Annotated in this window: 14 protein-coding genes; 13 read left to right on the top strand and 1 reads right to left on the bottom strand. The window is 44.3% G+C overall.

Going from position 1 to position 15437, the window contains the following annotated elements:
- The first annotated feature begins 32 nt into the window (after window positions 1–32).
- The 13 genes from pseB to NL930_RS00525 are packed head-to-tail and all read left to right on the top strand — an operon-like array spanning window position 33 to window position 12801.
- Window positions 33–1022 carry a UDP-N-acetylglucosamine 4,6-dehydratase (inverting) gene (gene pseB / locus NL930_RS00585; protein WP_254377303.1) on the top strand — a complete coding sequence of 330 codons (990 nt, stop codon included), beginning with the start codon at window positions 33–35 and terminating at the stop codon, window positions 1020–1022.
- The gene (gene pseC, locus NL930_RS00580; protein WP_254377304.1) at window positions 1019–2140 is read left to right on the top strand and encodes a UDP-4-amino-4,6-dideoxy-N-acetyl-beta-L-altrosamine transaminase; all 1122 of its coding nucleotides are present in this window, start codon (window positions 1019–1021) and stop codon (window positions 2138–2140) included. The genes pseB and pseC overlap by 4 nt, the downstream gene beginning before the upstream one ends.
- Entirely contained in the window at window positions 2137–2826 is a 690-nt protein-coding gene (gene pseF / locus NL930_RS00575) for a pseudaminic acid cytidylyltransferase (protein WP_254377305.1), read from the top strand. The genes pseC and pseF overlap by 4 nt, the downstream gene beginning before the upstream one ends.
- Window positions 2823–3686 carry a UDP-2,4-diacetamido-2,4,6-trideoxy-beta-L-altropyranose hydrolase gene (pseG, locus tag NL930_RS00570; protein ID WP_254377306.1) on the top strand — a complete coding sequence of 288 codons (864 nt, stop codon included), beginning with the start codon at window positions 2823–2825 and terminating at the stop codon, window positions 3684–3686. The genes pseF and pseG overlap by 4 nt, the downstream gene beginning before the upstream one ends.
- Window positions 3649–4137: a UDP-4-amino-4,6-dideoxy-N-acetyl-beta-L-altrosamine N-acetyltransferase gene (pseH, locus tag NL930_RS00565; protein ID WP_254377307.1), complete on the top strand. Its 489-nt coding sequence runs from the start codon at window positions 3649–3651 to the stop codon at window positions 4135–4137. The genes pseG and pseH overlap by 38 nt, the downstream gene beginning before the upstream one ends.
- Window positions 4118–5155 (top strand): pseudaminic acid synthase, encoded by a 1038-nt coding sequence (gene pseI / locus NL930_RS00560; protein ID WP_254377308.1) that lies wholly within the window; start codon window positions 4118–4120, stop codon window positions 5153–5155. The genes pseH and pseI overlap by 20 nt, the downstream gene beginning before the upstream one ends.
- Window positions 5152–6147: a hypothetical protein gene (locus NL930_RS00555; protein WP_254377309.1), complete on the top strand. Its 996-nt coding sequence runs from the start codon at window positions 5152–5154 to the stop codon at window positions 6145–6147. The genes pseI and NL930_RS00555 overlap by 4 nt, the downstream gene beginning before the upstream one ends.
- Window positions 6147–7103, top strand: coding sequence for a Gfo/Idh/MocA family protein (locus tag NL930_RS00550; protein ID WP_254377310.1), 957 nt, complete (start codon window positions 6147–6149; stop codon window positions 7101–7103). The genes NL930_RS00555 and NL930_RS00550 overlap by 1 nt, the downstream gene beginning before the upstream one ends.
- Before the next feature lie 2 nt (window positions 7104–7105).
- Complete coding sequence (locus NL930_RS00545) at window positions 7106–8422, top strand: DegT/DnrJ/EryC1/StrS aminotransferase family protein (protein ID WP_254377311.1); 1317 nt, start codon at window positions 7106–7108, stop codon at window positions 8420–8422.
- A complete protein-coding gene (locus NL930_RS00540) occupies window positions 8419–9486 on the top strand; it encodes a GNAT family N-acetyltransferase (protein WP_254377312.1) in 1068 nt (355 codons plus the stop codon). Before NL930_RS00545 ends, NL930_RS00540 begins: the two co-directional genes overlap by 4 nt.
- Window positions 9467–10111, top strand: a complete 645-nt coding sequence (locus tag NL930_RS00535; protein WP_254377313.1) for a bifunctional 2-polyprenyl-6-hydroxyphenol methylase/3-demethylubiquinol 3-O-methyltransferase UbiG — start codon at window positions 9467–9469, stop codon at window positions 10109–10111. Before NL930_RS00540 ends, NL930_RS00535 begins: the two co-directional genes overlap by 20 nt.
- Before the next feature lie 56 nt (window positions 10112–10167).
- Entirely contained in the window at window positions 10168–10791 is a 624-nt protein-coding gene (locus NL930_RS00530) for a pseudaminic acid biosynthesis-associated methylase (RefSeq protein ID WP_254377314.1), read from the top strand.
- On the top strand, window positions 10792–12801 hold the full coding sequence (locus NL930_RS00525) for a 6-hydroxymethylpterin diphosphokinase MptE-like protein (protein ID WP_254377315.1): 2010 nt from the start codon (window positions 10792–10794) through the stop codon (window positions 12799–12801).
- A 109-nt stretch (window positions 12802–12910) separates the two neighbouring features.
- Here the strand turns inward: NL930_RS00525 and NL930_RS00520 are convergent, their stop codons facing one another.
- Window positions 12911–15331, bottom strand: coding sequence for a flagellin (locus NL930_RS00520; protein ID WP_254377316.1), 2421 nt, complete (start codon window positions 15329–15331; stop codon window positions 12911–12913).
- Window positions 15332–15437 lie beyond the last annotated feature (106 nt).

The following is a 15437-nucleotide window of genomic DNA, read 5'->3' as shown; positions in this document are numbered from 1 at the left end:
AATACATTGAATTCTTTCGAGAAAGGCTGATCGTGTTTAACGGAAAAAATATTCTTATCACGGGCGGAACAGGCAGTTTTGGCAAAAAATATACCGAGATTCTTTTAAAAAATTACAAACCCAATAAAATCATCATCTACTCCAGAGATGAGCTCAAACAGTACGAGATGGCACAGCAATTCAGCGATCCTTGTATGCGCTTTTTCATCGGCGATGTGCGCGATGTCGATCGTTTGAAAAATGCGATGTACGGCGTACATTATGTGATTCACGCCGCAGCACTTAAGCATGTTCCTATTGCCGAATACAACCCGATGGAGTGCATCAAAACCAACATTTACGGAGCGCAAAACGTCATCGACGCCGCACTGGAATGTGGTGTGCAAAAAGTCATAGCACTCTCCACCGACAAAGCTGCTAACCCCATCAATCTTTACGGTGCGACTAAACTTGCGAGCGATAAACTCTTCATCGCCGCCAATAACATCAGAGGTGCGCGAAGAACCCAGTTTGCTGTTGTGCGTTATGGCAATGTTGTAGGAAGCCGCGGCTCCGTTGTGCCTCTATTTAAAAAACTGATTGCCGAGGGGGTTAAAGAGCTTCCCATCACCGAAGCGGAGATGACACGCTTTTGGATTACGCTTGAGCAAGGAGTTAATTTCGTGCTTAAAAACTTTGAGCGTATGCAAGGCGGTGAAATATTCATCCCTAAAATTCCATCGATGAAGATGGTCGATCTTGCCAAAAGTATGGCGCCACAGTTGGGCGTGAAGATCATCGGTATTCGCCCCGGTGAAAAGATGCACGAGGTGATGGTGCCCAAAGATGACAGCCACCTAACGCTGGAGTTTCACGACCATTATGTCATTCAGCCGAGCATCGCTTTTACCCAACGCAATGACTTTACATGTAACGTGCTTGGAGAGAAGGGAACTCCCGTCAAATACGGCTTTGAGTACAGCTCAGAGACCAATACCCAGTGGCTAGACGCCAAAGGCTTAATGGAGATGATAAACGCATGATTCCTTACAGCAGACAAAGTATCGACCAAAGCGACATAGACGCGGTTGTTGAGACGCTCAAAGGCGATTTTTTAACGGGTGGGAAAAAAGTGAGTGACTTTGAAGAGGCACTCGCACGCTATATTGGAGTCAAGCATGTGTGTGTGATGAACTCTGCCACGTCGGCGTTGCATGTTGCGTATCAGATCATCAATCTTCAAGCGGGTGATGAAGTCATCACCACACCACTGACTTTTTCCGCCACTTCTAACACTGCCATCCAATGCGGCGCAACCCCTGTATTTTGCGACATCCATTACGATGGAAATATAGATGAGCGCAAACTAGAGGCATTAATCACGCCTCGAACCAAGGCAATAGCGCCTGTGGATTTTGGCGGAAATCCACTGCCTATTGACACCATCAAAGCACTGTGTGATAAACATAAACTCTTTCTTATCGAAGATGCGAGCCATGCGCTTGGCAGTGAAATCAATGGGCAAAAAGTGGGAAATGTGGCAGATATGACCATCTTTAGTTTTCACGCGATTAAACCCATTACCACCTTTGAAGGTGGTGCGATTGCCACGAATAACACCGCTTTTTACGAACACGCCAAATTGCTTAGAAGTCACGGCATTGTCAAAAAAGAGTTGTGGAATTCGGATATGGTGATGCTGGGTGAAAACTACCGCCTTAGCGACGTTGCGTGTGCTCTTGGGCTTTCACAGCTTAAACGTTTGGAGCGTTTCATCGCCAAACGCAACGAGATCGCGCATTACTACGATGAGCGCTTTTTAAACAATCCTTTTTTTACGACGATTGCCATCGATCAGACCAAACGAAGCACTTACCATCTCTACCCAATTTTACTCGATCGCTCGCTGTGGTGTTCCAAAGAAGACATCTTCAAAGCGTTACATGTAAAGGGTTTAGGTGTGCAAGTTCACTACAAACCTGTGTACCACTTTAGCTACTACCAAGAGCGTTTTGGCGAGCAACGTTTAGAGACCACCGAAGATTTTTACCGAGCAGAACTCTCCATTCCTTGTCATCAAGGTATGAGCATGGATGACGCGAAGATGGTCGCCGATACCTTGCTTGAAGTGCTAGCTTCCATCAAAGGATGCCACCTATGAGACTTGCCATTATCCCCGCGCGAGGCGGTAGTAAACGCATTCCTCGTAAAAACATTAAAGCATTTTGTGGCAAACCGATGATCGCCTATAGCATTGAAGCCGCCCAAAAAAGTGGCTGTTTTGATAAAATCGTTGTGAGCACTGACGATGAAGAGATCGCCGCGTACGCTCGCTCCCTTGGAGCCGACGTTCCTTTTATGCGCCCCAAAGAGCTGAGTGATGACCACACGGCAACCATTCCGGTTATCGCCCATGCGATCACGGCTTCGGTACACGACATCAGCGAGGTGGAAGCGGTCTGTTGCATCTATGCCACCGCCCCTTTTGTGCAACCAACTTACATTCAAGAAGCCTACCAAAAACTGCTTACATGTAAAGCCGCGTACTGCTTTAGTGCCACCAGTTTTCCCTTTCCCATTCAGCGTGCCATCAGGCTCACCAACGACGACCGCGTCGAGATGTTCTCGCCTGAACACTTTAACACGAGAAGCCAAGATTTGGAAGAAGCGTACCACGATGCGGGGCAGTTTTACTGGGGAACACCTCAGGCATGGCTGGAAGGAAAAGTCATCTTTGCACCCCACTCCACCGCTGTTTTGTTACCGCGCCATTTGGTGCAAGACATCGACACGCCAGAAGATTGGACGCGCGCAGAATTTATGATGAGAGCACTGAATCTCGCATGAGAACCTTGATTCGAAGTGACAGCTCAAGCACCATTGGGCTTGGGCACATCATGCGTGATTTGGTGCTTGCCAAAAGTTGTGAGGGTGAAGTCATCTTTGCCTGCCAAAACCTAGAGGGCAACATCATCGCCTCGATTCCTTACGAAGTCAAAATTTTAAACTCAAACGATGCAGACGAACTTATAGCCCTCATTAAAGATTTACATGTAAACCTTTTGGTGATTGATCATTACGGTATTGACGCCGATTTTGAGCGCAAAGTCAAAGAGGCTACAGGGGTGAAAATCCTAAGCTTCGATGACACCTACCAAGCGCACCACTGTGACATCTTACTCAACCACAATATTTCAGCCGACAAAAAGCGTTACAAAGGTTTAGTGCCACCACGGTGTGAGCTTCGTTGTGGCATTTTATACACGCTCATTCGTGATGAATTTAAAGAAGAAAAAAAACAGACACGTGAAAAAATCTACGATGTTTTAGTCGCCATGGGTGGAACGGACGCTTCTAACATCACGCTTTGCATCTTAAAAACGCTTCCGCACTCTTTACATGTAAGCGTACTCACGACTGGTGCAAACGCTCATCTTAGCGAGCTTCAAAACTACGTCAAAGATAAGCCCAACATTGCTTTACATGTAAACTCCAACGAAGTTGCCAAGCTATTGCATCAAAGCCGTCTTGCCATTGTGACACCCAGCGTCATGGTGCATGAGGTGCTTTTCATGGAAGTGCCTTTCATCGCCATTAAAGTGGCAAGCAATCAAGACGATATGTTTGCATATCTTCAAAAGCAGGAATACCCTGTTTTAAAGGAGTGGGATGCGTCTTTATTTATGCAACTTTACAACGCTCAGTGAGCCTCAAAAACAGATGATTTTGGCATGGCGCAACCATGAAGCTGTGAGAGCGCACATGTACAATGAAAAGACCATCAGCGAAGCGGAGCATTTTAGCTTTATCGAGAGTTTAAAAACGCGTGAAGATAGATGTTACTTCTTAGTGCAGCATGAAGGTGTTGATATAGGCGTGATCGACTTTAATAACATCTCAAATGAGCGTGCTGTGATGGGACTTTATGCCAACCCCACGCTTCATCAAAAAGGCGTCGGCTCACTTTTGATGGATGCCATCGTAACGTATGCCTTTGAAACCTTAAAAGTACGCATTCTCAAAGCGGAAGTTTTTGAGAGCAACACGAAGGCTAAAGCGTTGTATGAAAAATTTGGATTTTGCGAAAAAGGGCGTAAAATGGTCAATGAAAAAGAGGTTATTTGCATGGAGCTAAGTCATGAACATCGGTCATTTTAATTTAGATAGCACACGAACCCTTATCATCGCTGAACTTTCCGCCAATCATGGGCACAGTCTTGAGACTGCCAAAGAGACCATAAGAGCGGCTAAAAAAGCGGGGGCGGATGCCATCAAGCTTCAAACCTATACGGCTGATACCTTAACACTCAACTGCGACAAAGAGGATTTCGTCGTCAAAGGCGGCACACTTTGGGATAATAAAACGCTCTATGAACTCTATAAAGATGCCTACACCCCGTGGGAGTGGCACAAAGAGCTTTTCAAGGTTGCCAAAGAGGAAGGACTGCTTTGTTTTTCCACACCGTTTGATAAAAGCGCTGTGGATTTTTTAGAGACACTCAATCCGCCAGCCTACAAAGTAGCGAGCTTTGAGATCACAGACTATGAGTTGGTGCGCTATATGGCGTCCAAACAACGACCTATGATTATCTCCACGGGCATCGCGACACTAGGTGAGATCGAAGATGTGGTGCGCATCTGCCAAAGGGAAGATAACTCTGATATTATTTTATTGCAATGCACCTCCTCATACCCTGCCCCACTGGAGGGTGCAAACCTTTTAACGATACCCGATCTTGCCAAACGTTTTGGCGTTATCGCGGGATTTTCAGACCATACTTTAGGCATTACCGCTCCTATTACCGCCGTAGCACTGGGGGCTAAAGTCATCGAAAAACATTTCATTTTAGACAAAAGCATCGGTGGTGCGGACGCCTCTTTTTCGCTCGATATGGAAGCGTTTACGCAAATGGTTCAAGCGGTGCGTGACACAGAAAAACTCTTAGGGAAACCCACCTACAACACCGATGAAAAAAGCATCAAAGGCAGACAATTTTCGCGCAGTCTTTACGTCGCCAAAGAGGTTGCCAAAGGCGAAATTTTGAGCGAAGAAAATATCCGCTCTATTCGTCCCGGGTATGGACTGCATCCAAAATATCTCAAAGAGGTTTTAGGCAAACGCGCCACAAAAGCGTTAAACTTTGGAGAGCGTCTTTGCAAGGAAGATGTCGAGTGAGAAAAATCGCTCTTTTTGCCCATGATGCAGGAGGCGCTGAGATACTCTTAGAGCTACTCAAAGCCTCTTTACATGGTGGGGAATTTCGCATCTTCTCTTTGGCCGATTCGCCGTGTTACACGCTCATCAAAGCGAAAAAACTAGAGCATTTTTGGTGTGAGATAACGCCAGAGAAAAGCGATATAGAAGCGAAACTTTCTTCATTTGCCCCTTCTATCATCCTCTATGGCACGGGCTGGCAAAACCACCTTGAGTACCACTTTTTAGCCTACGCTAAAGCAAACGCTCTTCCTAGCATTGCCTTTTTAGACCACTGGACAAATTACCGTGAACGCTTCGGATACCCTGAAAAAAATTGGGAAAACAACCTGCCCTCTTTCATCGCGGCGCACGATCAAACCAGCTTCGATAAAGCCAAAGACTTGGGGCTTCCTAACGTTATCGCTATCAAAAACTATGCTTTAGTAACGCAACTCAAAGAGGCGCAAAATGTTTTAGGAAGTATTCAAGAGAGTGACACCTTGCTTTTTTTAAGTGAACCCACCGCTAAAGTAGCAACACGCATCTTTGGCGATGCCTATGCTTGGGGGTTTACTGAAAAAGAGGTCTTTGAAGACATCCTTACATGTAAAGCTCTTTTTGAATGCGAAAATATCTTGATTCGCCTTCATCCCTCTGACACACCTGAATGCTACCGAGCGATTGACCCAAGTGCTGAGTTTAGCCACGCGACACTTTTAGAAGACATTGCCCGTGCTAAAGTGGTCATCGGCGTCGACACCATCGCACTTTATACAGCATACCTCTTGGGTAAAAAAGTGATCTCCTACATCCCTTCAAACCAAAGAGAGTGTTGCGTTCCTCTGCCCAAAACCAACCAGCTGAAAAGCTTTGAAAACTTCACACTGTCTCAACTTCACATCATTGGCGAAAACCACGAAGATTTCGGTATGGATTTTGCTTTATTCTTAGAAAAACAGCTAGGAAACTAATGCAAAAAGTCCTCTCATGTGCCATCGTTGGAGCAGGAAGCATCGGCGGTTTGATCGACTCGCCTAAGAGTGCGAACATCGCCTCACATGCTCACGCATTTTTGAAGCATCCACATTGCAAACTAGTCGCCATCTGTGAGCCAAATAGCACCAACCAAAGCGCGTTTATCGGTCGTTGGGGCGAAATGGGCGTTTACCATTCGCTAGACGCACTTTTGCAGTATGAAACCATCGACCTGCTCGCCATTGCATCCCCAACACAGTTTCACGCCAGCGCATTGGAAGAGGCTTTACATGTAAAAAGTTTGCAAGCGATTATCTGTGAAAAACCGCTGGTCTCAACCGCCAAAGAGCTCGCTCACATTGCACCACTACTCCTCTCTAGCGAGAAAAAAGTCTTGCTTCATCTAATGCGCAGATATGACCCCTCATTTATCAAACTTGCCCATGACATTGCCGCACAAAAATGGGGCAAAGCCGTGCGTTTTCAAGGCGTTTTCACCAAAGGACTGCTGCACAATGGGGTGCATATGCTAGCCGCCCTGAGCCACTTTTTTGGCGAAATCAAGAGCATCACGTCTTTACATGTAAACCCTTTACACGAAGATATCGGCGGCGATTTTGAAGTTACATGTAAAGAGGCAAGAGGCATTCTTAGTTGCATGGAAGCGCTTCCTTATTCCGCGTTTGAACTAACCCTCTGGTTTGAAAACGGCAAAGTGGAGATCAAAGAGGGCGGTGCGCGCATCGACACCTTTGTCAAAAAACCCTCCCCTCTGTACGAAGGCTATTTTAGTTTGGAGCACGAAGAGACCCTGCCCAATACCTTGCAACACTACGCGCTTCATTCCCTTGAATTTTTGCTCCAAAACGACGATATAACCTGCAAACAGATACTGCAAGAACAGATCAATGTTCATGCGAAAATTTTTGAAACCATTGCAAAAGAGAAATGAAAATGAAAAAATTAGCGATTAACGGTGCAGAAAAACTAAGATCTACTCCTTTTCCCGCGTACAACACCATAGGAGTGGAGGAAGAAGAGGCCGTACTTCGTGTACTTCGTAGCGGAAAACTCTCCACGTATCTGGGTGCTTGGCATGAGGATTTTTACGGCGGCAATGAAGTGCGCGCTTTTGAGCAAGAGTGGGCAGCCTTTTTTGGCGTCAAACATGCCATCAGTGTGAACTCCGCCACGTCCGGACTCATCTGCGCAGTAGGTGCTGCGGGTATCGAAGCGGGCGATGAAGTGATCGTGAGCCCCTACACCATGTCAGCTTCCGCCGTTGCGCCACTTTTTTACGGTGGTATTCCCGTATTTGCCGATGTGGAAAAAGAGACCTATTGTTTAGATCCTAAAAGCGTTGAGCAAAAGATTACCCAAAAAACCAAAGCCATCATCGTTGTCGACATCTTTGGACAACCTTATGATGTTGAAGCCATCAATGCCATTGCTAAAAAACATAACCTCATCGTTATCGAAGATGCGGCGCAAGCCCCGGGTGCCATGTACAAAGAAAAGTTTGCGGGCACGCTTGGCGATATGGGTGTTTTTTCACTCAACTACCACAAACACATCCACTCAGGTGAAGGCGGTGTCATCGTCACTAATGATGACACACTGGCTAACAAACTCCAACTCATCCGCAACCACGCCGAATCCGTCATGGCAAATAAAGGCTTTAGCACGCCAGATGAACTGGTCAACATGATCGGTTTTAACTTTCGTATGACCGAGATGGAGTGTGCAGTGGCGCGTGAACAGCTTAAAAAACTGCCCTCTTTACTCAAAACGCGTCAAGAAAATGTCGCTTACATTAACGAGGCGCTTAAAAGTATTCCTTGCCTTAAAACAACCACCATTCGCAAACATGCCAAACACGCTTTTTACGTGCATCCTTTAGAGTTTGATGCCACGTTAGCAGGTGTACCCCGTGATGTTTTCATCAAAGCGGTCAAAGCGGAACTTCCTCGCACCATCATGCGCGATGATTCCGATGTTTTAATCGGATGTGGGTATGTAAAACCGATCTACTTACAACCACTTTTTGCGCACAAAATCGCGTTTGGAAGCAAAGGCTATCCGTTTAACCTCTCCACTGCAACCTACCAAAAAGGCGACTGTCCTGTGTGCGAAAGCCTGCATTTTGAGCGCCTTTTTACCCACGAGCTGATGCGTCCTGGCATGAGCAAAGACGATATGGACGATGTGGTAAGAGCGTTTAGCAAAGTCTGGGAAAACAAAGAGGAACTGTTCACGGATCGACACTCATGAATTTTATTTTTAAGCATGAAGATGCACCGACGTTTGAACGATTATGGAACGAGTACCTCGGCACACATCGTAGCGACTTTCATTACGCCTTAGCACTCATAGAATACGCGCTCTCCTATAGCAGTCGGTTGCATATGGATCAAAGTTTCGTTGTAGAAGAGAATAACCGATGCGTAGGTATTTGCTTTCTGCCGATAGAGACGAGTACGCACGACGGGTTATCGATTTCGATAGCCGAAGGATACGTCATAGCACCCTTGGCATGCTCTCATAAATACGAAGAAGCGATTTTTGAAAAAATTGACGCTATTTGTGCACTTTTCAATATTTCACTCGTCAAATTTAAACTCTCGGCGTTCGAAGATAGCCGCTTTAATCGACTACGATTATACGGTTTTATAGATACGACGAGCACGACAGGTACGCTCGATCTGCAAACTTCAAAAGAAGAGCTTTGGACAAACCTTCGAAAACGCTACAAATCTTTCATCAACTCCGTCATTAAAAACGATGCGTTTTCCATTCTTTACTCGGATCCTTCCAATGCGCAAACCCTGCATCAGACGTATGTCGCTTTTCATAAAATTCATATGCAAAATGCCGGTAAAATTCCAAAAAGCGATGAAATATACCGCAAGCAATTTACCCTTATCGAAAACCGCTTAGCAACCCTCATTGCCGTTTGTTATCAAGACTCCATCGTAATGGCAAACTATTTTTTCCACGACACCCGCAACGTTATTTACGCCAGTAGTGCTTACGACACACGTGAACTTTTTCACCATTTACCGTTAAATCATTACTTGCTATGGCATGCTATCGTCTATTTCAAAGAACAAAATTTCACGACTTTCGGATTCGGAGAGCCGTGTATCTTAAATGCAATTAACGGTTTTACCGATTATGCGGACGAAAAAGAGCTCAATATCTCGCATTTTAAGCGAGGCATGGGTGCCCAGACGATCTCGCATATGCAAGCTATCAAGTTCTATCACTATGAGCCTTTGATTCGACTCATTGATCAATTTAAGTTGGAGGTCACGAATGCATTCTGCAAACATTAAAGAAAACGCTATTGCTATTTACAACGATTCGGCTCACAAATTCGGTGCGCATACCTTAGCGTCCGTACACTGGGACGACGAACAAAAAGCCCTTTATCGTTATCATCTGATTGCCAAACATATCCCCAATGAGAGTAATGTTTCCGTTTTAGACATCGGTTGCGGCAACGGCGGCTTATTGAGGCATTTGAACTACTCCGGTTTTCGAGGAACATACAACGGCTACGATATCAACGCGCTTTTAATCGATTGTGCTAAAGAGCTTTATCCAAAGTATAGCGAGCGTTTTAGCGTGGTTGATATTTTAAACGATACGCTCGACGATACATTTGATTACGTCGTTCTCAGCGGTCTTTTTAACAGTAATTACGGACAAGATTTTCAATGGATTTGTTCTTTTATTGAAAAAATGTACGCTTTGGCGAACAAAAAAGTTATTTTTAACGCGATTTCAACCTATACGAATTTTAAAGAAGAGACGATGTTCTACATCAATCCGTTTGAAATTTCGGATTTTATTATTCAAAACCTTTCACGAGAGATCATCGTCGAACACGGACAACTCCCTTATAATTTTCAAATCAGCATTACCAAAGAGGCGGCGTGGAAATCGCTCAACGCATAATACCTCGGAATACTTGTTGCTTACTAGATTAAACTTTGATGAGGATGGAGCTATTGATGGAAACGTATCAAACCGAGCAAGAAAAATTTTGGGCCGGAAAATTTGGCGATGAGTACATTCAACGAAACCAAGAAGCATGGCTTTTAGCCTCTAATACGGCACTTTTTGCATCGATTTTGAAACGCACGAATCATGTTCAATCCGTCATCGAATTCGGTGCCAATATCGGTATGAATATCCATGCTTTAAAAAATCTCCTACCGCATGCGCAGCTCAATGCCGTCGAAATTAACGAAACGGCAGTCAACGAACTCAAAAAAATTCACGACCTTCACGTACACCACAAATCCATTTTAGATTTTTCGGCACCTTTGCCTTATGACCTCGTCTTTTCCAAAGGCGTTTTGATTCATATTGACCCTCAAGCCCTTCCGCACGTCTATCAAACAATGTACGAGAGCTCTCGACGCTACATCTGCCTGATCGAATATTACAATCCGACGCCGATGGAAATTCCCTATAGAGGCTTTAGCGAAAAAATGTATAAACGCGATTTTGCCGGAGAGCTCATGGATACGTATCCTGATTTACAGTTAATCGACTATGGCTTTGTATACCGTAGAGATCCCGTCTTTATTCAAGGAGATTTAACGTGGTTTTTAATGGAAAAAAGAGGCTAAATGGAAAACATCGAACAGCAAGCACTCACAACGTTTCAAAAAAATTTAGCGTATTTCCAAACCTCTCATAAAGCCGTCTACGACAAAATCGCTCTTTTAAACACGCTAATCGAAGAAGGAAAATATGCGGAACAATACGCATTAGAGTATAAAGACGAAGGGTATTTCGACGTTTGCGAGCTCTCTTCTTTGCAATACCTTTATAATGAGAATAGCCTACGTAGTGCGCAAAAAATAATCGATGCATACGATCTCAAAAAAACGGGCGGTGTTTTTAAAGCGCAAAAATATTGTCGAGCCAGTGAAGAACAAGCCGAACTCATCGACAAAAGCGAACTCTCTTTTCATAACGCTTTATGGGCAACCATTAAAATTATCAACTATACGAAAAAATATGCACCGGATACGACGCATATGAAACAATCCGCGAAAGTCATCTTTTTAGGCGTCGGATTAGGGCTCTATCTTCAAGGAATTATCAAAAAATTAAAGTCGAAAATTATCTTCATCAAAGAAAAAAATTTAGAACTTTTCAGATTATCCCTGTTTGTCACGGATTATGCACACGTTTTAAATGATCGTATCGCTTTTTTTTCGCTTACGGACGATGAAGTGGCGGAGAGGGAACTCTTTGTGGCATTTTTAAATACCGGCAACAATCACAACCTTAACATCAAACATGTTCCTTTTATGCTTCATTACCAAAGCGAATTACAAAGGTTACAAGGACATGTACTTTCGCAAGATTATATCAATTACGGTTACAGTGCCATTTTATTGCGCTACGTCGATTCCCCGAAATACTTGGTTCAAAATTATGCTTTTATCAATCTTATGACGCGTTATCACGGCAGAGAAGGAAACATTTTGAGCAACAAGCCTGTTCTGATGGTTTTTTCCGGCCCTTCGACCCTCAAAAATATCGAATGGCTCACCGCCAATCGCGATCGGTTCATCATCGTTTCCGCACTTTCGACATGTCGACTTTTACACGCACACGGGATTAAGCCGAACATCGTCGTACACATCGATCCGGGTGAAAACAGTGCTTTACTCTTTGAAGGCTTAGATCCGCAAACCTATTTTCATGACGTTATCGCTATTCTTGCTTCCAATGTCGATGAGAAAACCGTTAGTCGCTTTCATAAGGATCGTATCTATTTTATCGAGCAAGGAACCGAGTACAAAAAAGGATTCGGCTATTTTTCAGCACCGAGCGTAGGTGAATATACGCTTGGAATTATGATGATTTTGGGTATCTCCGACATGTACATGTTAGGTGTAGACTTAGCACTGGATCCCGATACCATGCAAACGCACGGCGGATATCATCCGTATCAAGCAAAAGGTGCCGTAGAAACGCACAATGCGTCTTTAGATCCTAACGCTTCCGCAACATACGTCAAAGGCAATTTTGTAGAACGCATTCCTACGCTTGAGGCTTATAAACTCTCCATCGAGCAGGCTGCTTTATTTACCGAACGGCTCAAAAAAGAGCATCATCACATCTACAACTTGAGTAACGGTGCTTATTTGGAAAACTGTGAACCTTTACATGTCGAAACGTACGACTGGCAAAAGTTTGAACCGCTTAACTACACGGCAATCCAAACACAACTCGGTACTTTTTTCAGTACGATTTCCGAAGCACACTTTAACCAAGAAGACCGTGCACAAATGCTTTACCAAGTTAACGAAGCTAAAAAACTTGAGAAAGTCATCAAAACGTTCCAAAAGAAAAAATACGCTACCGTTGAAGCATATCTCACGACGCTAGCAAAGCTTTCATGGGATTTAAGCGATATGGAGAATAAAACCGGCTCGAATTTGGCAGAAGTTTATTATCAATACTTTCAAATTATTCTCAGTTATATCTACGACTTCTTCAACACCGAAGAGCTCGAGCAGCCTCTTAAACATATTCAACCGCTTAATACGCTCCTAATACGTCAATTGCTTAAGATCTCTACGACATACGTTTCAAAATTAGAAAGTTTTTTAAAGGCATAAAAAAACCCGCGTTGCGAAATGACGCGACGCGGGTTTGAAGTGTCTATCCAAGGTTCTTTAGAACCTTGGATATTCATTGAAGAACGTTTTCGCAGAAACTTATCTAAAACTATTGAAGTAGTTTAAGAACGTTTTGTTGTACAGAGTTTGCTTGACTCATCGCATAACTTCCTGATTGTGCAAGGATGTTATATTTTGAGAAGCTTGCAGACTCGGCAGCAAAGTCAACATCACGGATATTAGATTCCGCTGATTTAACGTTTACTTGCGTTACGGAGATGTTGTTAATCGTACTCGTGATTTGGTTTTGAACAGAACCGAGATCGGAACGAATACTATCAAGGTTGGTAATCGCCGCAGTAACGATGTCGATCGCTTTCATAGCGCCTTCCAAGGTCGTAACGTCAATTTTTGAAAGGTTGCTAAACGCTTCATTTTCAAGTTCAACGCTATCTTGTCCGCCTTTAGAGTTCATGGCAATCGTAGAACCTGACTCGATTGTTGCATTCGTACCGGAAGTTCCTTTGATCATCGTAAAGTCGTCGGTAACAACCATACTTGCCGTCAACGTAACGTCTGTACCTAAAGTCGTACCGGCTTTAATTCCAGGACCGCTACCTGAGCCAACTTGTGCGGCAGTAAGGTCTTGATTGATAACCGTACCGGCTTTTAAGATGGTACCCGTTGCTAAAATAGAGCCTTCTTTAATGACCATATCTTGGTTAAGCGTTACGTCGGCATTATTTTGAACGGAAGCACCGAGTGTAGAGTTTTCTTTAATCGTAGCACCCGTACTTAAAACAGATGAACCGGCAAGTTTAGACTCGATCGTCGTCGTAAGCGTATTGCCTCCGAGTGCTAATTTATCACCAAGAACCGTTCCGGCTTTCATGATACTACCGGTTACGAGAACCGTATCATCTTTGATCGCCATATCTTGGCTTGTCGTCACTTTAGAAGAAACAACGATATCCGCTCCGAGTACCGTACCGGCTAAAAGCTTACTGCCTGCTGCGATCATAGCATCCGCATCAAGAACATCCACTTTCATCAACATATCTTTTGCGAGCGTTACTTGATCGGACAAAGTAAGATCGGTATGAAGAACCGTTCCGGCTTTATACAACGTACCGCCGTTATCGATATCTTGCATCAAGGTCGTACCTGCGTCTAAAATAGAACCTGTCGCAAGAACGGAACCGGCTTTAATCAACATATCACTGCTGAGTGTAGCATTCGCATTCGTATTTAACGTAGCACCTAATGTCGTATCTTTGCTGATAGTTGAACCAGAAGCAATCGTAGAACCTGTTTTCAACAAGGTGTCCGTACTTGCGGTAAAGGATGCCGTTAACGTAAAATCGCCACCCAAAGAACTGCCTGCAGCTAAAGTACTCTCTGCCGCAAACGAACTACCGATTGCAAGAACGGAGTCTTCAACCGTTGTGACAGTAGCAGCGGTCGTAATATCTTCACCGACTGCCGCACCCATTTTAGAACCCGTAATTTGGAACGTAGAAGAACCGGCTTGTGTTACTTCAAGGTGTCCTACGGTGCTTAAGTCTTTATTGGTGCTTGTCGTTACGCCGGAAAGATCGCCCGTAACGCTGATAGCTCTACCGTCTGATGACGTAAGTTTAATCTTGCCGTCTGTCGTTTTGCTTGCCGTTACGCCCGTTTCGGTTGATTTGTTATTGATTGCCGTTAAAAGCGTACCGTCTGCATCGTTTGCCGTAACGTTAATAGCACCGATGTTAACGCCGTTGATTGCAAAATCGCTACCCGTCGTACCGGCAGTAATGGCCGCCGTCGTACTCGTAACAACCGCTTTTGCAGAAATTCCCGTGTCACCCGTGTATTGGTTAATCAAGTCGGCAAGTTTTCCCATACCGTGTTCTGGGTCATTGTCGGATTGAATATTAACGGAGGCAAGTTGAATTTCTTTGCCTGAAGTAGCACTTTTAAGCGTAAGTTGATTAACGCCTGCACTGGCAAGTGACAAATCAGCCGTACTAACTTGTCCGATTTGGCTTGTTTGTGCAGAAGCGATACTGACTTTTACGCTTTCGTTTGCACTTGCACCCATTTGGAATTCTTTGTTGGTAAACGTACCGGAAAGAAGTTTTTGACCGTTGAAAGACGTCGTTTTTGCGATGATGTTAAGTTCTTCCATCAACTTATCGATATCTTTTTGGATCGCCAAACGTGTTGTAGAGTTTTGACCATCACTTGCGGCTTGTGTAGCTTTGGTTTTGATGGTATCAAGAATTGAAGAGTACTCGTTAAGAGCACCGTCCGCCGTTTGAATCAAACCGATCGCATCGTTACCGTTAGAGACCGCTTGAGCCAAAGAACTTGCTTGAGATCTCAAAGAGTCTGCAATTGCAAGACCTGAAGCGTCATCTGCCGCTTTATTGATGCGAAGACCTGAAGAAAGTTTGGCAAGAGAGTTGTCCAAACTTCTGTTGTTCATCGTTGCACTTGTGTGAGCCGTCAAGGCAGCGGTGTTAGTATTAATACGGAAACCCATGATAAATCCTTTTATCTGTAATTTCGCAGGCATCCTTGCCTTTGATGAAAACAAGATCGACACCCTCAAAAAAAACTTTAGTTTTAACGCATAGTTTTCAAAAGAT

This window comes from Sulfurospirillum sp. hDNRA2, assembly GCF_024206095.2.
Lineage (GTDB): Bacteria > Campylobacterota > Campylobacteria > Campylobacterales > Sulfurospirillaceae > Sulfurospirillum.
The sequence above is the reverse complement of the archived record's forward strand: the minus strand, read 5'-3'. Positions and strand labels throughout refer to the sequence as shown.

Bases quoted from the DNA above. Each gene is read 5' to 3' on its own strand.
- pseC (WP_254377304.1), top strand. From the start codon at position 1,019: ATGATTCCTTACAGCAGACAAAGTATCGACCAAAGCGACATAGACGCG.
- pseF (WP_254377305.1), top strand. From the start codon at position 2,137: ATGAGACTTGCCATTATCCCCGCGCGAGGCGGTAGTAAACGCATTCCT.
- pseG (WP_254377306.1), top strand. From the start codon at position 2,823: ATGAGAACCTTGATTCGAAGTGACAGCTCAAGCACCATTGGGCTTGGG.
- pseH (WP_254377307.1), top strand. From the start codon at position 3,649: ATGCGTCTTTATTTATGCAACTTTACAACGCTCAGTGAGCCTCAAAAA.
- pseI (WP_254377308.1), top strand. From the start codon at position 4,118: ATGAACATCGGTCATTTTAATTTAGATAGCACACGAACCCTTATCATC.
- NL930_RS00550 (WP_254377310.1), top strand. From the start codon at position 6,147: ATGCAAAAAGTCCTCTCATGTGCCATCGTTGGAGCAGGAAGCATCGGC.
- NL930_RS00545 (WP_254377311.1), top strand. From the start codon at position 7,106: ATGAAAAAATTAGCGATTAACGGTGCAGAAAAACTAAGATCTACTCCT.
- NL930_RS00540 (WP_254377312.1), top strand. From the start codon at position 8,419: ATGAATTTTATTTTTAAGCATGAAGATGCACCGACGTTTGAACGATTA.
- NL930_RS00535 (WP_254377313.1), top strand. From the start codon at position 9,467: ATGCATTCTGCAAACATTAAAGAAAACGCTATTGCTATTTACAACGAT.
- NL930_RS00530 (WP_254377314.1), top strand. From the start codon at position 10,168: ATGGAAACGTATCAAACCGAGCAAGAAAAATTTTGGGCCGGAAAATTT.
- NL930_RS00525 (WP_254377315.1), top strand. From the start codon at position 10,792: ATGGAAAACATCGAACAGCAAGCACTCACAACGTTTCAAAAAAATTTA.
- NL930_RS00520 (WP_254377316.1), bottom strand. From the start codon at position 15,331: ATGGGTTTCCGTATTAATACTAACACCGCTGCCTTGACGGCTCACACA.